The following is an 18,849-nucleotide window of genomic DNA, read 5'->3' as shown; positions in this document are numbered from 1 at the left end:
CATATTCTACCTATTCTTTACCTATAAAGCCCCTGGTAAATTGCATATAATTGAGGTTAATGATGGCAAGGAGGTACAGGAAAAATGGATAGGCAAATAGAGGAGATTCTGAATAGGTTTACAGCGATTTTTGTGGAAGAGTTGGAAGACAGCCTGACAGGGATATACCTGCATGGCTCCTTGGCCATGGGCTGCTTCAATCCGGCCGGAAGTGATATCGACATCCTGGTGGTGATCCGAGACAATCTGCCGCATGCAAGTGCAGCAAAGATTGCGCGCAAGCTTGTAATCCTGCGTGAGGAGATGGCAAACGGCCTGGAGATAAGTGTAGTCCGGGAAGCTGCGCTCGCACCTGTAACCTACCCGACGCCCTGTGAGCTACATTTCTCCGATTACCATCTCGAGAGATACCGGGCTGATGAGGATTATGTATGCGGAGGCTATGAGGATGAAGACCTTGCTTCACAAATTGCAGTCGCTTACTACCGGGGCAGAACGTTATACGGGGAACCTCTTGCCAAGTGCTATCCAGCGGTGGGCCATAGCGCCTACTTATCCTCTATCCTGCACGATATTGCAGATGCGGCAACGGATATTTTGGAGAATCCCATGTATATGACATTGAATTTGTGCCGGGTGCTGTACTACATACAAGAAGGTCAAATCGCTTCGAAGAGGGAAGGCGGGGAGTGGGGGATTGCAAGCTTGCCTTCTGAGTTCAGAGAACTCGTGCAAGTTTTATTGGATCAATATAATGGAGTACCGGACATTAGGCAGGTCGAGCCCGGGGAATTGACCACTTTTGCCGGATATATGCTGGATGAAATAGATAAGAAGAAAAGGGAAGAGGGGCGTCCATGTTGAGAATAAAAGCTGCAGAAGAAGTGCTCTCATTCTATTCGCTTCAGGAACCGATGGTTGAATTTATCAGACATAATGAAAATATGACGTTTAAGGTTACGGATAAAAGCGATGGCAAGCTATACTTGCTTCGTATTCATAGTCCTTCAACAGCAGGCCTGCTCGGGATTCAGCATGCACCCCAGGGCTTGGAGTCAGAAATGTACATATTGCAGGAGCTGTCCAAGGACGGGACACTTCATGTGCAAAAACCGGTAACCAACCGGAATGGCGGGCTGGTAACTGAATATTTGACCTCTGGCAAAGATGTTTGTTATGCGACCCTGCTGGAATGGATAGTGGGTTCTACTCTTACTTTACAAGAAGATAACATTGAACAAATCGCTTATCAGCTGGGAGAAAAGCTCGCGGCACTTCATCAGTTCTCCCGTCATACTGAGCTTACAGGTTTGCAAAGGCCGGTGTACGATGCAGAAAGAATCGATGCTGCGGTTGAAGAGTTGAAATACGGCGTAGTGTCAGAACTGTACAGTCAGGAACAGTATGAGATTATTACCCAAGTTCTTGGAATTATCAAAGAGCAGTTCCGGGTGCTGGAGACCCTTCCAGATCAATGGGGGATTGTACACGCGGATGTGCAGCTTGGAAATGTGATTATCACCGAAAACGGGCCTTGTTTGATAGACTTTGGGTTTAGCGGGTATGGCTATTATTTATTTGATCTGGGCAGTGCGGGGACTGTTCTTCCGGGTGAGTTAAGGCAGCTTTTTTTACAAGGTTATACTTCAGCAGCAGCCTTCTCTTGGGATCAAATAAGGTATATTGAAGGACAAATATTTATGGATACCTTTATTAGCTATCTATTCTTCATACGTGATTCGGCACGGAACGACTGGATCAAACAGAGTGCTGCCAAGCTTTGTAGTACTCTATGCAAGGATTTTATTGCAGGAAAAGAGGTATTTTACTCATTTTAGACTTGAAAGGGCTGTTAATCGGCAAGGGGGAAGCAAGATGATCATAGCAGAAGGTGCAGCCATCATACCTTTACTAATAGAAGGAATTATTCTAAATTCAACAGTAGTGTGGGATGAACACATGGCGATCCTGATCGATGCTGGCTTTTGCGGGCATGGTCCACAGATATTAGAAGGCATGAGGCGGGCCGGCGTACCAGCCGAACGGTTATCTGCTGTAATTTTGACCCATCAGGATATTGACCATATTGGCGGTGTTCAAGAATTGATGGAATTAGTAGGGAGGCCGCTGACTGTGTATGCCCACGCACTGGATCAACCACATATTGAAGGGGCGGTTCCGCTCTTAAAAAGAGAACTGCCTCCACAACTCCAGCATATGTTCGATCTTCCGTATCAGGTAAAGGTGAATCATACGTTAATGGATGGGGATGTGCTTGATTGTTGCGGCGGAGTTGAAGTCATTTATACTCCTGGGCATACCCCGGGACATATCAGTTTGTATGTGCAGTCAAGCAGAATACTAATTGCCGGTGATGCATTGCCTTCAGCAGATGGAGAGTTGCAACCTCCAACAAATCAGACCACACCTGACCTGCCAGCGGCGTTCAACTCCCTAAGGAGATTTCTGGATTACGACATCGGCCAAATCGTCTGCTATCATGGCGGGTTGTGTACGAAGAATGTACAGGAGCAGCTCAGGCGTATAGTGGAACATTCATCCAGAGAGTTGATTATTCCGAAAAAGGAGGCAAATGAGCTGTGAATAGATTGCGGGGAATGAAGCTTGGTGAAGGCGGAGTTGGGGATATTTATGAATGGGAAGGTACCTCAAAAGTTATCAAGCTAGCCAAAAGCATTACCGCAACGGAAGCCCTGGCAAAAGAATTCGGCAATACACAGGCCGCTTGGGAAAAAGGGATTCCTGTACCGCGCCCTTACGAATTAATCGAAGTCGACGGCCGTCCGGGGATGGTTACAGAGCGCATCTATGGGGAGTCATTAATGGAACGGTTCATGCTGCTGTTTATGCGGCCGCCTGCAGACAGGAAGTGGTCAGATAGTGATGATGAGAATATCCGCATCACCGCCCGCTGCCTAAGCCACATTCATAGCCATGTAATTCCTACGATGCCACCACAGAGGGAATCGCTGAAATGGCATATCCGTTCGGCCCGTTACCTGACTTCAGATGAGAAGGAGCGTGTCATTCAGCGGCTGGACCGCCTGCCTGTGAAGCACCAGCTCTGCCATGGAGATCCCAACCCGGGTAATATTCTGATGCGTAAAGGCGAGCCTGTAGTTATCGATTGGATGGATGCCTCGACCGGGAATCCCGAAGCAGATCTCGCTGAATATATCATCATGATCCGCTATTCGGTTTTGCCACCGGGTTTGCCTGTGGATATGCCGGATTACTTTGACTCGATAAGAGAGCATATCATCTCTGTATTTAGCGGAGAATACGAACGGCTGACAGGACTTGCGTACCGTGAGGTGGAACATTGGCTGGTCCCACTTGCTGCGCGTAAACTCAATGTGGGTTCGATCGGCGAGGAAGAGAAGCAAAAGCTGTTGGAGTTCTTAAGAGCGGAGCTTTAGTTGGGTCGCTTTTGTCAATATCACAGGGCAGCATACGCCAAAAGTTAGTGATCGGGTACAATTCGGCTTAAGGATTTTGGCTGCAATGACAATAAACCTGCCATCACCATTCAAAAGACGGGGTTTACACGTTATAATATGCCCTAAACAGGTTACCCGAAAGGTCTGAGGAATGATGAGTCTGGAAACCTTAAACGAACGAGTGAAAACTGATCTTTCCTATCTTGCTTATGGGGGCGCAGACTGGGTACGGCCGCTGAACCATCCGGAAGGTCATGTATATGATGTTGTGATTGTGGGCGGTGGGCAGAGTGGCCTCGGAGCGGCTTTTGGACTGCTGCGTGAACGGATATCGAATATTCTGATAATGGATGAGAATAGTGAAGGGCTGGAAGGGCCTTGGGAAACTTACGCCCGGATGGTTACGCTGCGAACCCCCAAACATTTAACATCGGTGGATCTGGGGATTCCTTCATTGACCTTCCGCTCCTGGTGGGAGGCGCAGAACGGATCTGACAGCTGGGAAGCCGTCGACAAAATCCCGCGCGGTGACTGGATGAATTATCTGCGCTGGTACCGGAAGATTCTGGGCCTGCCCGTGATCAACGAGGTCCGGCTTGAGTGGATTGAACCTGGCGATGATGGAATTCATCGCCTGCATATCTCAGGTGCAGGAGCGCCGAAGGAACAATTGCTGGCGCGCAAGGTTGTACTGGCTACAGGTATTCAGGGCGGCGGTGAATGGCATGTCCCTCCGATGGTGGCTGACCATCTTCCGAAAGCCATGTATGCCCATACCTCAGAGGTTATGGACTATACTGCCCTCCGGGGAAAAAGAATTGCCGTTCTCGGCGGCGGAGCCTCAGCGTTCGACAACGCAAATTATCTGCTCTCTGAGGGGGCAGCAGAAGTCCATGTGTTTGTCCGCCGCGAGCAGCTTCCGAATGTCAACCCGATCCGTCAGATGGAAGTCTCGGGAATGATTGAACGGTATCATACGCTGTCTGACCCGGAGAAATATGCGGTGATTTCGCATTTTTTCAAATATAATCAGCCCCCGACCAATGATACCTTTGCCCGTGCGGCTGCTTGGCCGGGCTTCCAGCTTCATCTCGGTTCGCCTTGGCTGAAGGTGGAAGCGATCGGCGATATGACAGTGGTGACAACGCCGAAAGGGGAATTTTCCTTCGACTTTCTCGTAGTCAGTACCGGTCTGCTTAGCGATCCAGGCCTGCGTCCGGAGCTGCGGCTGGTCGAGCGTCATATCGCCCGCTGGAGTGACCGTTATGAAGCGCCGCCTGCAGAGGCGAACGCACTGCTGGATGCGCATCCGTATCTGAGCCCCGGCTTTGCGCTCCAGCCCCGGAATGAAGAGGGCCGCAAGCATGTACATGGACTGTTCGTCTTCAACTATTCCGCGCTTGCCAGCTGCGGGCTGTCGGCATCCGCCATCTCCGGCATGAAGAATGCGGTCCCGAAGCTTGTGGCCGGGGTGGCCGACCAGCTATTCACGGATGACCGGGAAGAAATTCTGAGTGCCTTTTTTGCTTATAATGAAGTTGAATTTACTGGGGTGTGGCCCCTGAGAACACTGGACTAGTAAGGCTTATGAACGCAATTGTATATTTTGCAGTAGGGGGGCTGTTTCATCGCAGAATGTCTTGCGGGGAGAAGCCCTCTTTTTGATTACGAAAACGAACACTCCACTCGTTAGCGCTACTCATAACCTTGCTTGCCGTTGACCTCGCGCCTCCCCTCATTGATAATAAAAGAAGTTCACATTTCTTCTGGAGATTGGAGTAAGACCATGAGATACCGCAATATGGAAGAATGTATTACCGATTTGGAAAAACACGGGCACCTGGTCCGTATTCATGAGGAAGTCGACCCGAACCTTGAGATGGCGGCGATTCATCTGAAGGTCTACGAAGCGGGCGGTCCCGCCTTGCTCTTCGAGAAGGTCAAAGGCTCGAAGTACCGCGCAGTGTCCAATCTGTTCGGCACCATAGAACGCAGTAAATTTATATTCCGTGATACCTGGGAGTCGTCCCAGGATGTGATCGCTCTGCGCAGTGATCCGATGAAGGCGCTCAAGCAGCCGTTCAAATATGTCGGCACTGGGCTGGCAGCGAGAAAAGCGCTGCCGCTGAAGAAGGGGAGCGGCGTTCCGGCAGGTTTTGAGGAGATTAGGATATCTGATCTGCCGCAGATTAAGCACTGGCCGGGGGATGGCGGTGCTTTTATCACTCTGCCCCAGGTGTATTCCGAGGACCCGGACAAGCCCGGTATTATGAATTCCAATCTGGGCATGTACCGGATTCAGCTTAGCGGCAATGAGTATGAGATCGATAAGGAGATCGGTGTGCATTACCAGATTCACCGGGGCATCGGTATTCACCAGACCAAGGCCACGAAGAAAGGCCAGCCGCTTAAGGTCAGCTGCTTCATCGGCGGACCACCCGCACATACTTTATCTGCGGTTATGCCCTTGCCGGAAGGCTTAAGCGAAATGACCTTTGCCGGGCTTTTGGCAGGACGGCACTTCCGCTACAGCTATGCAGACGGCTTCTGCATCAGCAGTGACGCCGATTTTGTCATTACCGGCGAGATCCATCCCGGGGAGACCAGACCGGAGGGACCTTTTGGCGACCACTTGGGCTATTACAGTCTGACCCATCCGTTCCCTGTGATGAAAGTGCATAAGGTCTACGCCAAAAAAGGGGCGATCTTCCCGTTCACCGTTGTAGGCCGTCCGCCGCAGGAGGATACAGCTTTCGGAGAATTGATCCATGAACTGACGGGCGGTGCGGTGAAGCAGGAGGTGCCGGGAGTCAAAGAGGTGCATGCAATAGATGCAGCGGGCGTCCATCCTTTACTGTTTGCTATAGGCAGCGAACGTTACACTCCATACCAGCAGTTAAAGCAGCCTGCAGAGCTGCTTACCATCGCGAACCGGATACTCGGGACAGGCCAGCTCAGTCTGGCGAAGTATCTGTTCATTACCGCAGAAGAAGACCGGCCGGTCAGCACGCACAAGATCGAGGATTTCCTAATCTACATTCTGGAGCGGATCAATCTGCACCGGGACATTCATTTTCAGACTAATACTACGATGGACACACTGGACTATTCCGGCACAGGAATTAACAGCGGCAGTAAAGTGGTTTTTGCCGCGGTGGGGGATCAGAAGAGAACATTGTGTACAGAGGTACCGGAGATTTTGGAGAATCTCCAGACGTTTGGACAGGCGAAAATGATAATGCCGGGGATTGTGGCCTTACAGGGACCGGAGTTTACCAATTATGCGGCAGCCCGGGAGGAAACAGATAGATTGAGTACCGCGATTCAGGAGCAAGGTGTGCTCGATAGCTGCCCGATGATCATCCTGTGCGACGATAGTACATTTATGAGTGAGACGTTAAATAACTTCCTCTGGGCAACCTTCACGCGCAGCAATCCCTCACATGATATCTATGGGGTAAATAGTGGTGTGGAGAACAAGCATTGGTTCTGCGATAATGTGATCATTGACGCCCGTGTGAAGCCGCATCAGGCGCCGCCATTAATCCCGGATGCTGCGGTGGAGCGGAATATCGAACGTTTTTTTGCCCAAGGGGCCCCTCTTGCCGGACTATACAAATCACGCTGAACTTAAGCGGGAGCTTTGCATCCATAACCTGAAGTCAGGCAGGATATTCATGAAATAAAGGGAACCACGACAGGCGTACCGGACGCTTGCCGTGGTTTTTGTTGTACTCGGCTATCGGGGCCAATGCAGCAAATGATATTGAAAATATTGGATGGATGTTGCTACTATTGGGGGGATTCTAAAACAGGCGAAAAAGAGATGAAGGAGATTATACTATGGAAGTTCTGGACACGCAGCGGTTAACGATAAGAGGTTTCAAACCGGAGGACTGGGAGGACTTGCATGAATATCTTTCCCGGGAAGAGGTGGTGAGGTACGAGCCTTATGGGGTTTTTGATGAGGCGGCTAGTAAGGCTGAGGCGTTAAGACGATCGTCGGATCCTGCCTTTTGGGCGGTATGCCTGAAAGAGTCCGGTAAGCTGATAGGCAATTTATATTTTCAGCAGCAGGAGCCGCAGGCCTTCCAGACCTGGGAACTGGGCTACGTGTTCAACAGTGGATTTCAGGGCCAAGGGTATGCGACAGAGGCTTGTCTGAAGCTGCTGGAGTATGCTTTTAGTGAGCTGCATATTCGCAGAGTGACTGCTCATTGTGATCCCTGCAACCACCCCTCCTGGCGATTGCTTGAGCGTCTGCAGATGCGCAGGGAAGGACATATGCTTCAGACGGGCTACTTCAAGAGTGATACTGAAGGACATCCGCTCTGGCACGATACCTATGCCTACGGTTTGCTTAGAAGTGAATGGCTAAGAAGCCAGCAGGCAGATAGCAATAAGCAGCAGGCATAACGGGATGAAAATGGACCGTCTGCTGGGAATTGTGATCTATCTGTTGAACCGTGAAACCGTCAGCTCACGGGAGCTGGCAGCGAAATTCGAAGTGTCGCAACGCACTATTCAGCGTGATATCGAATCTATTGGTCATGCGGGAATTCCTGTAGGTTCCCAGCAGGGGTTGAACGGGGGCTACTATATTCTTGACAGCTTCAAAATGAGCAGGCAGCTCCTGCAATCTGAGGATTATGCATATATTCTTACATCGCTTAAGGGATTGCTATCGGGGTATTCCAATATGAGGGCGCGGGATACCGTTGAGAAAATGACCGCCCTCGCAGCGGGCAAGTCTTCACCGGGCCTTCCGTTCCAGCTTGACTTGGGTGTGCTGCGAGAGGGAGAACACACAGCTGAGAATATAGCAATGATGGAAAAAGCGATCAAAGAGCATACACAGCTCCGTTTGCAGTACACAGATACTCATAATGATGTATCAGAGAGGTGCGTTGAGCCGCTGCTCCTGACTTACCAATGGTATGCCTGGTATTTGTTCGCCTATTGCTGCGGCAAAGAGGATTACCGGCTGTTCCGCCTCTCCCGGGTTCGGCAGATTCATCTTACCTCCCAGCCGTTTAGCCACACGCATAGGGAGGCGGAAATGCTGCTGGCAGAGCATGGAGACACACGGGCCCAAGTCCATGTGCGCCTTGTCAGCAAGGCAGCGAACAGGGTACTGCTGGCAGAGGCTTTTTCGAATGCGGAGATCCGGGAGGTTGGGGAGGATGAAATCATCATGTCCTTCAGCGTTCCGCAATCGGAAGAAGGCTGGTTTGGAAGGCTGCTGCAATACGGCCACCTGGTTACCGTGCTTGAGCCTGAGAGTCTTAGGCAGCGGATGCGCCGCCAGGCTGAACGGATTCTGATCAAACACTGCTGAGATCAGAGTAGTTCTTCGGTAACTGCAAGGCAGGCTCCTGTTCTTCCCTTAGGCTGTGAATATCTTCGTTCTCGTCTTGATGCGTCTGTTGTCGATTACTTCTTCATAATTGCGGATCAGACCATCAAAAATCTGTTCCCAGGAACGGCCAAGTGCCTGTCTCCGTCCCTGGTTCCCCATAGTCTCCCTCAGGATAGAGCTGCTCACCATGCGGCAGATCTCCTCCACCAGCGAATCTGGCTGATGCGGCTCAAATAACGTGCCAGTAACCCCAGGCACGACCAATTCCTTACTCCCGCCCGCACCGGCGGCAATGACAGGCAGGCCTGATGCCATAGCCTCCAGCACCACGTTGCCAAAGGTTTCCGTGCTGGAAGGGAACACGAACAGATCTGCAGAGGCGTATAGCTCTTCGAGTTCCTCACCGTGTTTTACACCGGTGAAGGTGACATTATTAGGGGCTTGCGACCGCAGCTCCGGCAGCAAGGGGCCGTCTCCGACCACCAGCAAGTGAACCTGGGCCGCAACGGATTCGGGCAGCTGCCGCAGGGCTTGCAGGAGAGTGGAGATATCCTTTTCCGGAGCAATCCGGCCTACATAGAGCAGCACCAGCGGTTCGGTAATTCCATAACGCCTCCGTATTTCGGCGGCGTTGCGTTTATCCGGAGAATACTGCTGGCAATCAATACCTCTCGACCAGAGCTGCAGCCGTTCGAAGCCTTGCTCCTGCAATGTTCTTATTGTTTCCTGGGACGGAGCAAACGTAGCATCGCAAGAACGGTGAAACCACTTCATGTATTTCCAATATAGCGAGATAATTCTGCGAACCCGGTAGTATTCCAGGTAACGGTCAAAATGGGTATGGTAGGAGACGACATGAGGAAGGCCTTGCCTGTGGGCATAACGGAGGCCGCATAGACCGATGTTGAACGGAGTGGCCATATGCAGCAGATCAGGCTGGAAGGAATTCAGCTGACTTTGAATGGAGGACATGCTGGGCAGAGCTAGCCTGCACTCCGGATACAGAAAGAAAGGAATGCTGGCTACAGGACGAACCGGATCGGGATAACTGCCTTCAGGGGCAGATTTGGGAGTGAACAGCACATGTTCAATCCCCCTGCGGTTTAGGTGACTGGTCAACCGGCCCAGTGTGCGGGCGACACCGTTGGTTTGCGGAAGAAATGTGTCCGTAAATAAGGCCAGGCGCATAGAATCCCTCCCTGTGGTCTTCTTGCCTTGATCGTAACAGGCGAATATTACACAGGAGTTAACCGGAGGTTAAACAAGTGAAGCGGACAAACAGTATTCATTAACATTATCAAATCTTTATTTTCTCTTGGTAAGATGTCTCCATACAGTAACGAGTGAGGATAGATGGGAAGGCCGTGACAGCTACGAATAGCGAAGGCAGGAGGGATACATTGAGCAGAATTGTGATCATTGATGATGAAGAGGCCCTGGTTCAACTGCTTACAGATGAACTGGAGGCCAAGGGACATGAGGTGCTGTCCGCTTATGACGGCATCGAAGGTGTCCGGCTTGCGGAGCGTGAGCCGGATCTGGTCATTCTCGACATTATGATGCCGGGGATGAATGGTTTTGAAGTCTGCCGCAGTATCCGCGACGAGGTGAACTGTCCGATTATCTTTCTAAGCGCCAGACAATCGGAAGCGGACCGGGTCCGCGGGCTTACGCTGGGCGGAGATGATTATGTGGTCAAGCCGTTTGGCCTCCGCGAGCTGATGGCCCGGATTGAGGCCAATCTGCGGAGGGAAGAACGGACGCGGCATAAGCCGCAGCAGCACAGCCGGCTGCGGTTCGGCAAGCTGGAGCTGAGCCTTAAGGAACGGCTGGTGAGTGTAGCAGGGGAGCCGGTCACACTAACCCGGCGGGAATATGACATCACCGAGCTGCTGGCGCTGCACGGCGGACAGGTTTTTTCGCGCGAGCATATTTACGAGAAGGTCTGGGGCTATGATGCCGAAGGAGATGCATCGACTGTAGTGGAACATATCAAGAAGATCCGGGCCAAGCTGGCTGCGGCAGATCCCTCAGGGGATTATATCGCCACCGTATGGGGAATTGGGTACAAATGGACCATTCAATAAGCAAGGAGCTGCCGTATGAACAAGAGACCGCTTAAGACGCAGGTTCAACTGGCTTTTATCTATATCATTCTAACCAGCGTCGTAGCGACGGTAATCACTTATGCTCTGGCTGCTCTGCTATTTACAAGGGTGGAGAATAAGCTGGTCTATCCCGCTAATCATTATGAGAAACGTCTGCCTGCTATCGAAAGTTATATTCTTCAGCAACAAACAGGGCTGCTTGCCACCTCGTCAAGAACGGCGCTGGATGCGGCAATTCCGGGTGAGGGCATCACTTACCAGGTGGTGGACAGGAATGCGGACATCCTATATGGCACACTGGATAATGTGCATATTCACGGCCGGACGGAGCTGTACAAGCTGCTGAACACTACCACTGGACTTCAAGGCAGATATGTACACACAGTGCCGATCATCGATTCAGAAGGCGTAGTTAAAGGAGCGGTACTGCTGTCTTACGCACTCAAACCCACTTATGTGAATGAATCCGGCAACGGGTGGCTGACCGTGATATTTGTAGGTGCACTGGTGTCGCCTTTTCTCTACATCATCTTATTCTCGCTGTTATTCTCGCGGCTGGTTGCCGGCAATATCAACAAGCCGCTGCGCCTGCTGATGGAGGCCGCACGCAAGATCAAAGAAAAGGATCTCGACTTCGAAATCGGCTATCATTCAGATAATGAGCTGGGCCAGCTTAGCAGTGCTTTTGCCGAGATGAAGGCAGAGCTGGCGAGCTCGCTTGAGGCGCAGTGGAGGATGGAGCAGGAACGTGTAGAGATGGTAGAAGCGCTGGCACATGATCTGAAGGCTCCGCTGTCCATCATCCACAGCTACTCCGAAGCGCTGATCGACTCCGGGGAACACAGAGACGGGAAGCTTCTTCGCTATCTTGGCGTGATCCGGGAGAATGCGGACAAAAGCAGTGAACGGGTTCGGCAGATGCAATATACATCAGATATGGAAAAAGCTGGTTCCTTACTCCAGACGGAGACATTTGAGCTCGCACCGTTTCTGGAACGCAAGATTTCGGCTTATTCGGTGGAGGCTGCCCGGAAGGACATACAGATTATTCTGCGGATGGGAAAGGCTGCAAGAATATCCCTGCATACTGACGCGGAGCTACTGGAGCGTATTCTTGATAATGTGGTGATGAACAGTATGGAATATACGCCAACCGGCGGCTCCATTTCTGTGGTGGTCAACTTGCTCGGCAGCCGTATCTCATACGAGATCTGTGATACAGGACCGGGCTTCAGCCGTAAAGACCTGGAGAAGGCTGTTCAGAAATTCTACCGCGGCGATGATGCCCGGGGCAGCAGGGACGGTCATTCGGGGCTCGGACTGTATATTGCACAACAGCTGGCAGCGAAGCTGGGCGGGGCGATCCGGTTGAGCAATACACCTGAAGGGGGAGCCTGTGTGGTTGTGGAGCATGAATACCGCAGATGAGGATTGAAAAGGTATGTTGCGGCTGAGACAGCACACAAACAGACCTCCGGCCGGAGATCTGTAAGGGGGGTATGCGGTAAGAAAAGGGAAGCCTTCATTGATACTTTAGGATATGATTCCTGCTTCCCAGATCGGTTCGGCATACAGATTCTTTAGCTTGCTGCTGCACTCTTTGCCCGTATCATAGGAACGGTTGCCCAGTACATACTTAAAGTGCTCTAGCGCGTGGGCGGCTTCTGCCGGCACCGTGCTGTTCAGCCAGGAAGCCAGAGCCCGCAGCACGGTCCGCCCTTCAGCAAGCGCCTCTTCCCAGAGGTCCCAGACACTTTCAGTCCGGACTTCGGAGTAAAGTGCGGAATGCCGCCACTCCCCGTGTTTTTCGTTCAGATAATCAAGCTTCTCCTCGGCCGGGGACAGCTGCTGTGAGAATAGACGGCGGGCTTTGCCCCTCAGCAGAGATTTCTTCCAACCCTTCGGATCGAATAAACATTTATGTGCCAAAATCATATCCAGGTACGCTTCATGCCAGATCTCGGCGGGAAGCCGGCGGGTTTCGGGATACCAGTCTGATGCGGTTTCATGCAGAATGTTGTGGATAGGGAAGGGCAAATGGGAGCCTACATTGATTTTTTTCCAGGCTGCATGGCGCCACGTATCCAGCTGTTTCAGCCGCTTCATGAACAAGGTGTCGAGGACGATCTCAAAGCGCTGGTGATTGCGGTGCTTGTATCCCGCTTTCCAGTTAATGTAGGGATGAAAGTTGCGGTCCAGCAGATGATGGGTAAGGAAGCCGAGAAAATATTGCTGAGTCTCCTTCAGCTCGTCGGAGGGAAGAGCCAAGGCCCGTTGCCAGAATTCAACCAGCACTGGACCGCAGTTCTCCGTATGCATGAGGTCACCGAGCTGAAGCGCCCGTGTGTCCTTTTTCCAGGGCAGAAAGCTGTGGTAGAGCAGGAAATCCGGTCCCTGGCAGCCGAGCTGGTACAGCTCAGGACGAGACTTCATCTCCGCAAGAAAAGGGAACTCATCGCTGAACTCTTCCGCTAGCTGCTGCCCATACTCCAGATGCATCCAAATGTTAGGCATTCCTCTCACCCCTCTGATCATTGTTATCTTCAGCATACAGGTTTCGTGTTAAAAGAGATTGAACAATACTCAAGCGAATTGTAATTCTCTTGATCAAGGACGGAGGAAAGTGAGGTTATTCGTCCCCTCTCCCTTTCAGATTACTCCTCACTCCAATTAATATCAATAAGCCGTCTGAAGGGGTCCATATTGCCCGGTGCTGGGGAAGGATACTCAGCAATCGGGAAGAAATTGATCCATTCTCTTCCTGTTATAATCAGGCTGTAATACTACAAATACATGCAGAGGTGATCAGAGAATGGGATTTCAGGCAGGCCAGCTTTTTGTGAATTTGCCGGTTAATGATCTGCAGGCTTCGATTAACTTTTTTACCGCACTTGGTTTTGGGTTCAACCCTCAGTTTACGGATCAGAACGCGACTTGTATGATCATCAACGACAATACATTTGCCATGCTGCTAACCAAAGAATTTTTCAAAACCTTTGTTTCCAAAGAAATCGTCGACTCCTCCAGCCACACCGAGGTGATCATGGCCTTCTCCGCATCCAGCAGGGCAGAGGTGGACGAGCTGGTGCATAAGGCGCTGGCCGCAGGCGGCAAGAAGTATAACGATCCGATAGACCACGGCTTTATGTACAGCTGGAGCTTTCAGGATATCGATGGTCATCTATGGGAAACGATGTATATGGAAGAGGGTACACCTGAGCAGGCGTAGTTCATGTTTCATAATGGAATGATTATCAGTGAATGGCGGGTTACCGGGTGGCCGGAGCCTGCTTTTTTTGTGGGTGATGGAACATTATGGTTCCAATTAATTAAAATTTGTGGTAATATCTATGCGAACTTACGTTCCTGATATCAATCCTGATGAAGGGTGGACGTTATGGTGACAGAACGGTTTGCAGAGATTGATGGAGTTATTGCTTATATTCATGAGTATATGTATGACCATCTGCCGCTGGAGAGGCTGGCCCGCTATGCCGGATACAGTCCGTATCACTTTGCGCGGATCTTCAAGGAGAGAACTGGCCTGTCTCCGCTGTACTATGTGTCCTCCCACCGCCTGCAACGGGCAAAGGATCTGCTGCTGCGCACGGGCCTCACAGTCCGCGATATTTCCCTGGAGATCGGTCAGCAGAGCCTCGGAACCTTTACCTCCCGCTTTACAGCCCGGGTAGGTATGTCTCCGGCAGAATTCCGCAATTCGGTGCAATATGCCGGAGATCAGATGAGCTCGTTAAGGAAGCTGCAGGACTGGAGGTTCTCTTATCCGATCAGCCGGATGCCTACTTCTGTGCATGGGACGATATCTGCAGAAGCTCCTTTTGACGGGGTGATTCTGATCGGGCTTTTCGCTAAACCTATTCCTGAGGGCCTGCCGCTATACGGTACTCTGCTCTCATCGCTGGGTCATTTTCACTTCGATCATGTTGCCCCTGGGACTTATTACCTGCTAGCTACCTCCATATCCTGGGGAACACACGCGATGGACTTCCTCCTTCCACACACCACACTGCGTACACGGTCGAGAACTCCGATTCATGTCGGACCAGGTACACTGGTTCCGCATCAGCGGGTAACCCTGCATCCTCCAAGGCTGGACGATCCGCCGATTCTCATCTCGCTGCCGCTGCTCATGAACCGCTTCTTGAACCGGATGGCAGTCAGATAGCCGTTAATGCCGCAGCCCTTTACGTACCCCTTACAAAAGTTACGAGAACAGTTAATATCCAGCTTCTACAATGAGTGTGGTAGTAAAATATACCTATTGTGATTTGAAGCTTGATATGAAGGGATGATTCGTTTGAAGGGACAACGGTTGCACTTTTCTATGAAATGGAAGCTGATTCTAAGTTTCACCGCCATTACGCTAATTTTTCTGGGGGTGGCCTTGTACCAGGGGAACAAGATCGGTCAAGTGGAGCTTTCTATGGAAAAGCAAAAGACAGAGATGGAGAAACGAATCATTGTCTCAACGGTTACCCAGTTGCTGCAGGAGCTGAACCGTGCCGAGACGGCACTTGCTGAATCAAGTGATCTGGAACTTGCGGGCGCCTTTAAGGACAAGCAGCAGCAGCTTGCCGCTGAATTGGCCAAACTTCATTTTGAGACAGCTACCCCTGCCTCCCAAAACTTAGAACTGCTGCGTACCCAGGCTGGGGAATATAAAGGGATCTTTGATCAACTGATCCAGACTATGGGCGACGACAGCCTGGATCCGTTAGCGGTGCTGGAACAGATAGATGACCTACATACAAAGGCATTAACCCTTAGTCAATCCATGCTGCAGACGAACAGCAAGCTGTATGCCGCCGCTGCTGATAATGCCGAGCAGGCGCAAAATCATTCTTTTGTGATGCTGGACGACACGGTTTCTATCATTATTTACGCAGCAGGGGGAGTGTTCCTGTTTACGCTGCTTCTTGGCTGGCTGCTGATCCGTTCTTTCGTAACGCCGGTCGGCAAGCTGCAGGCAGCTCTGCGTGAGATTGCTGATGGTGATTTGCGGCAGCAGATCAACTCCCCTTATCATGATGAGCTTGGGCGGCTCAGCCACCATTTCGACCATATGGTGTGCCGGGTGCGTGACATGCTGCGGCAGACTATGACTGCTGCCTCTTCCTTGGCAGATTATTCGCATTCCTTCCAGCAGTCATCACTCATCACCGCCCATACCAATCAGGAAATCCTCCATACCATCCAGGAAATTTCCGTCGGAGCCGGACAGCAGGCAGAACAATCGGAGCAAAGCACATTGCTGCTGCAGGAGCTGGAACATGGGGTTCATGAGATTACGGATTTTACCAATGGAATGCTCATAACCAGCGAAGCAGCGAATCAGAATACACGCAAAGGCTCGGAGACGGTAACTGCTCTGCGTCAGACTTCCTATCAATCCCGTGCATCTATCACCAAAATGTATGAAGCATTAGAAAAGCTCGTTCAGCAGTCCGGCGATATTTCGCGCATCACCCAGTCGATTACAGAAGTCTCTAAGCAGACGAATATCCTGTCCTTGAACGCTTCTATTGAAGCAGCCCGGGCAGGGGCATCGGGCAAGGGGTTTGCCGTTATTGCCGATGAGGTAAGGCATTTATCCGTTCAGACGAATGATTCCTCCATTCATATCAGCCGGATCATTAATGACCTGCAGAGCAGCATGGCGGATGTTCAGGATTATATGCGGGAAACCCAAAGAAGCCTGGAGGAGCAGGACCATCAGGTGACAGAGACCCTTGCTTCCTTCGAGGCTATTGATGAATCTATCTCTGGTATCAGCCGCCAGATCGGACAAATTCACCAGAAGGTGGATGAGACCCGGAAGATCAACACCCGTCTGGCAGATTCTGTGCATTCAGTAGCTGCTGTAGCTGAGCAGACTGCTGCGGGCGTTCAGGAGGTAAATGCATCCAGCACCCAGCAGGATCAGGCGATCAGTGACATTGCCCGGCAGGCGGTGGAGATCCATGAAATTTCGCAGCAGCTGTTCCGGGAGATTCATGTATTCAGAATTGACGAAGAGACCGGAGCAGATGCCCCGGCCGGTCTGTTATTAATAATGGATGAATCTAGAGGAGAGAACGTGGAGACGTCAGGCCAGCTACTCGCGATGGCCGAGTGAAGCCTTTCGCTCCCGGGCCAGTTCGAGGACCAGTTCCGGGAACCATTCTGCAAGCGTTAGAAACTGGAAGCCCGCCCCGCGGGCTTTTGCTGTATCCATGTACCAGGATTCCCCGATTCCAAATGGCGACATATCTTTATCGGCAGCTTCACTCTGAACGATCGCCTGCCGTCCGGCTGCCTGCCCGATAATCGATAAGATATCCCCGATCGCCAGTGTTCCGTCTGAGCACGCATTCACAGGACCTGTCAGTGTCGAGAACCCCAGCCAATACAGGAAATCTGCCGCCTCGTCTGAACGGATGAATGAGATCAGTGCTCTCGGGTTGGGTATCCCGATGGGCTGTCCTTCCTGCACATGCTCAATATGAAAATGCAGCCGCTTCGTATAATCATCTGTCCCGAGCACGATCGGAAACCGGACCGCTACCACAGGAAAAGCGGATTGTCTCAAGAAGACCGTTTCAGCCAGTCGTTTACCCTCCTGGTAGCTGAAATCTTCTTTTGCACCCAGCCGCAGCGGATAAGACTCCGGATCAAAGTCCGTTTCGCTGAGAATTTCAGGTCTTGGATCATACACGGACAAGCTGGAGGTCAGGATATATCGTTCTGTTGTGTCCGCGAAGATACGGCAGGCCGCAGCGGCCTCGTCCGGGGAATAACAGATGTTGTCATAGACTACGTCCCAGACGGTATCTCCCACTGCTTCAGCAAGTGCCTCCGTATCTGTGCGGTTCACGTTTATTCGCTTCACACTGCCCCCAAAGCTATCCTCCGTCAGTCCCCGGGTCAGAATGGTAACCTGGGTATCTGCATCCCTGAGCAGGCGCTCCACTAACCTTTTGCCAAAAAAGCGGGTTCCCCCGAGTACAAGTATGTTCCTCATGGTATACACTCCTTAAGTTTGGTGAGTAATGCTTCCTGGAAAAGTCTTCGTAAATAACCATCTACGGAAACGTAAACTTAGTTCTGTAATAATTACGCGGCCATCCACAGCCCCGACATGCTTCCAGCCGACATGCAGCCAGCCTCCATGCCCGGGAAGTAAGCATTCCCGCCTGATTGTAGTACCTGCACCATCCCAGTACCGACTGCCATCGTCATCTCCGTTTTAGTCTCCTGGCGGAGCAGCTCCAGCATTACTGACAGCTGGCCTTTTTCATAGGACTCTGCCAGCGCTTGCAGCAGGTTACGGAGATCCAGGTCCTGCGTCAGCGCAGGACCCTCGTTATCTGCGAGATCTTTGCGAACGGCGCTGAGCGCCTGGCGCGCCCGGTGTAAGGCTGCTTTTACGGCTCCTTCGGTAGTCTCCAGCCTCTCTGCGGTTTCTTCTCCGGAGTAACCCAGTACATCGCGCATCACGAACACTGTTCTTTGCAGCGGAGACAAATGCCGGATCAACGCCTGAAAAGCAAGCTCGATCTCAGACTGCCCGCCTGCTGGCGATGGACCGGGAATCTGTGTGAGATGGATTGTCGTCAATGTATGCGCGTGTTCCAGCACACGTCTTAGTGAAGCTTTCCGCCGTAGGTTATCAATCCATGTGTTCTTGGCAATCCGCAGCAGCAGTGCTTCGGGATTCGGGTTGCCGGCGAATTTTGCATACGCCAGTGATTTGGTCCAGGTGTCCTGGGCCAGATCCTCGGCCTCAAGGCTGGATCTAGTCAAAGACAGGCAATATCGGAACAAAGTCTCTCGAAGTGACAGCAAGCCGCTGTTATCCGTTAGTTCTCCGGTGTTGAACGTTTCAAGGATCGACACTTGCGATCATCTCCTTTTTGTTAAC

At 51.5% G+C, this 18,849-nt stretch carries 17 protein-coding genes; 13 read left to right on the top strand and 4 right to left on the bottom strand.

All coding sequences use genetic code 11. The annotated features are described in order from the left end of the window. Positions 1 to 84: 84 nt before the first annotated feature. The 8 genes from ACAN54_RS11010 (at position 85) to ACAN54_RS10975 (ending at position 8,799) form a co-directional block, all read left to right on the top strand. Positions 85 to 864 carry an aminoglycoside adenylyltransferase domain-containing protein gene (locus tag ACAN54_RS11010; RefSeq protein ID WP_379153945.1) on the top strand — a complete coding sequence of 260 codons (780 nt, stop codon included), beginning with the start codon at positions 85 to 87 and terminating at the stop codon, positions 862 to 864. After that, positions 858 to 1,838, top strand: a complete 981-nt coding sequence (locus ACAN54_RS11005) for a phosphotransferase enzyme family protein (protein WP_379153943.1) — start codon at positions 858 to 860, stop codon at positions 1,836 to 1,838. The genes ACAN54_RS11010 and ACAN54_RS11005 overlap by 7 nt, the downstream gene beginning before the upstream one ends. 37 nt (positions 1,839 to 1,875) lie before the next feature. Then, a complete protein-coding gene (locus tag ACAN54_RS11000) occupies positions 1,876 to 2,604 on the top strand; it encodes an MBL fold metallo-hydrolase (RefSeq protein ID WP_379153941.1) in 729 nt (242 codons plus the stop codon). Next, the gene (locus ACAN54_RS10995) at positions 2,601 to 3,440 is read left to right on the top strand and encodes a phosphotransferase (protein WP_379153939.1); all 840 of its coding nucleotides are present in this window, start codon (positions 2,601 to 2,603) and stop codon (positions 3,438 to 3,440) included. Before ACAN54_RS11000 ends, ACAN54_RS10995 begins: the two co-directional genes overlap by 4 nt. A gap of 175 nt (positions 3,441 to 3,615) precedes the next feature. Then, on the top strand, positions 3,616 to 5,040 hold the full coding sequence (locus tag ACAN54_RS10990) for an NAD(P)-binding domain-containing protein (protein WP_379154223.1): 1,425 nt from the start codon (positions 3,616 to 3,618) through the stop codon (positions 5,038 to 5,040). 207 nt (positions 5,041 to 5,247) lie between these two features. Next, positions 5,248 to 7,089, top strand: a complete 1,842-nt coding sequence (locus tag ACAN54_RS10985) for a UbiD family decarboxylase (RefSeq protein WP_379153937.1) — start codon at positions 5,248 to 5,250, stop codon at positions 7,087 to 7,089. Between the two features lie 215 nt (positions 7,090 to 7,304). Continuing rightward, complete coding sequence (locus ACAN54_RS10980; protein WP_379153935.1) at positions 7,305 to 7,877, top strand: GNAT family N-acetyltransferase; 573 nt, start codon at positions 7,305 to 7,307, stop codon at positions 7,875 to 7,877. Between the two features lie 4 nt (positions 7,878 to 7,881). Beyond that, entirely contained in the window at positions 7,882 to 8,799 is a 918-nt protein-coding gene (locus ACAN54_RS10975; RefSeq protein ID WP_379153933.1) for a helix-turn-helix transcriptional regulator, read from the top strand. Between the two features lie 48 nt (positions 8,800 to 8,847). On the opposite strand, the gene ACAN54_RS10970 is transcribed toward ACAN54_RS10975, so the two are convergent. Then, positions 8,848 to 10,008, bottom strand: a complete 1,161-nt coding sequence (locus ACAN54_RS10970; protein ID WP_379153931.1) for a glycosyltransferase family 4 protein — start codon at positions 10,006 to 10,008, stop codon at positions 8,848 to 8,850. Between the two features lie 212 nt (positions 10,009 to 10,220). Between ACAN54_RS10970 and ACAN54_RS10965 the strand changes: the two genes are divergently transcribed. Beyond that, positions 10,221 to 10,907: a response regulator transcription factor gene (locus ACAN54_RS10965; RefSeq protein WP_379153929.1), complete on the top strand. Its 687-nt coding sequence runs from the start codon at positions 10,221 to 10,223 to the stop codon at positions 10,905 to 10,907. Between the two features lie 15 nt (positions 10,908 to 10,922). Beyond that, positions 10,923 to 12,356, top strand: coding sequence for a HAMP domain-containing sensor histidine kinase (locus tag ACAN54_RS10960; RefSeq protein WP_379153927.1), 1,434 nt, complete (start codon positions 10,923 to 10,925; stop codon positions 12,354 to 12,356). A 105-nt stretch (positions 12,357 to 12,461) separates the two neighbouring features. Here ACAN54_RS10960 and ACAN54_RS10955 read toward each other — a convergent pair whose 3' ends face one another. Further along, entirely contained in the window at positions 12,462 to 13,442 is a 981-nt protein-coding gene (locus ACAN54_RS10955) for a zinc dependent phospholipase C family protein (protein ID WP_379153925.1), read from the bottom strand. Positions 13,443 to 13,740: 298 nt separating this feature from the next. On the opposite strand from ACAN54_RS10955, the gene ACAN54_RS10950 reads away from it, so the two are divergent. The 3 genes from ACAN54_RS10950 (at position 13,741) to ACAN54_RS10940 (ending at position 17,064) form a co-directional block, all read left to right on the top strand. After that, positions 13,741 to 14,157 (top strand): VOC family protein, encoded by a 417-nt coding sequence (locus ACAN54_RS10950; RefSeq protein ID WP_379153923.1) that lies wholly within the window; start codon positions 13,741 to 13,743, stop codon positions 14,155 to 14,157. A 168-nt stretch (positions 14,158 to 14,325) separates the two neighbouring features. Next, entirely contained in the window at positions 14,326 to 15,114 is a 789-nt protein-coding gene (locus ACAN54_RS10945; RefSeq protein ID WP_379153921.1) for a helix-turn-helix transcriptional regulator, read from the top strand. Between the two features lie 159 nt (positions 15,115 to 15,273). Further along, positions 15,274 to 17,064 (top strand): methyl-accepting chemotaxis protein, encoded by a 1,791-nt coding sequence (locus ACAN54_RS10940; protein WP_379153918.1) that lies wholly within the window; start codon positions 15,274 to 15,276, stop codon positions 17,062 to 17,064. Here the strand turns inward: ACAN54_RS10940 and ACAN54_RS10935 are convergent. Together ACAN54_RS10935 and ACAN54_RS10930 are read right to left on the bottom strand one after the other, a co-directional pair. Continuing rightward, positions 17,044 to 17,949, bottom strand: coding sequence for an NAD-dependent epimerase/dehydratase family protein (locus ACAN54_RS10935; RefSeq protein ID WP_379153916.1), 906 nt, complete (start codon positions 17,947 to 17,949; stop codon positions 17,044 to 17,046). The two genes, ACAN54_RS10940 and ACAN54_RS10935, sit on opposite strands and share 21 nt — an antisense overlap. A 92-nt stretch (positions 17,950 to 18,041) precedes the next feature. Beyond that, positions 18,042 to 18,824: an RNA polymerase sigma factor gene (locus ACAN54_RS10930; RefSeq protein ID WP_379153914.1), complete on the bottom strand. Its 783-nt coding sequence runs from the start codon at positions 18,822 to 18,824 to the stop codon at positions 18,042 to 18,044. Positions 18,825 to 18,849 lie beyond the last annotated feature (25 nt).

This window comes from Paenibacillus diazotrophicus, assembly GCF_042610465.1.
Note: the sequence above shows the minus strand (reverse complement) of the source record. Positions and strands in the feature narration are given on the sequence as shown.

Excerpts from the sequence above, each read along its gene's own strand:
- ACAN54_RS11010 (WP_379153945.1), top strand. The coding sequence starts at position 85 with ATGGATAGGCAAATAGAGGAGATTCTGAATAGGTTTACAGCGATTTTT.
- ACAN54_RS10985 (WP_379153937.1), top strand. The coding sequence starts at position 5,248 with ATGAGATACCGCAATATGGAAGAATGTATTACCGATTTGGAAAAACAC.
- ACAN54_RS10945 (WP_379153921.1), top strand. The coding sequence starts at position 14,326 with ATGGTGACAGAACGGTTTGCAGAGATTGATGGAGTTATTGCTTATATT.
- ACAN54_RS10975 (WP_379153933.1), top strand. The coding sequence starts at position 7,882 with ATGAAAATGGACCGTCTGCTGGGAATTGTGATCTATCTGTTGAACCGT.
- ACAN54_RS10970 (WP_379153931.1), bottom strand. The coding sequence starts at position 10,008 with ATGCGCCTGGCCTTATTTACGGACACATTTCTTCCGCAAACCAACGGT.
- ACAN54_RS10935 (WP_379153916.1), bottom strand. The coding sequence starts at position 17,949 with ATGAGGAACATACTTGTACTCGGGGGAACCCGCTTTTTTGGCAAAAGG.
- ACAN54_RS11000 (WP_379153941.1), top strand. The coding sequence starts at position 1,876 with ATGATCATAGCAGAAGGTGCAGCCATCATACCTTTACTAATAGAAGGA.
- ACAN54_RS10955 (WP_379153925.1), bottom strand. The coding sequence starts at position 13,442 with ATGCCTAACATTTGGATGCATCTGGAGTATGGGCAGCAGCTAGCGGAA.
- ACAN54_RS10980 (WP_379153935.1), top strand. The coding sequence starts at position 7,305 with ATGGAAGTTCTGGACACGCAGCGGTTAACGATAAGAGGTTTCAAACCG.
- ACAN54_RS10990 (WP_379154223.1), top strand. The coding sequence starts at position 3,616 with ATGAGTCTGGAAACCTTAAACGAACGAGTGAAAACTGATCTTTCCTAT.
- ACAN54_RS10960 (WP_379153927.1), top strand. The coding sequence starts at position 10,923 with ATGAACAAGAGACCGCTTAAGACGCAGGTTCAACTGGCTTTTATCTAT.
- ACAN54_RS10940 (WP_379153918.1), top strand. The coding sequence starts at position 15,274 with ATGAAATGGAAGCTGATTCTAAGTTTCACCGCCATTACGCTAATTTTT.
- ACAN54_RS10950 (WP_379153923.1), top strand. The coding sequence starts at position 13,741 with ATGGGATTTCAGGCAGGCCAGCTTTTTGTGAATTTGCCGGTTAATGAT.
- ACAN54_RS11005 (WP_379153943.1), top strand. The coding sequence starts at position 858 with ATGTTGAGAATAAAAGCTGCAGAAGAAGTGCTCTCATTCTATTCGCTT.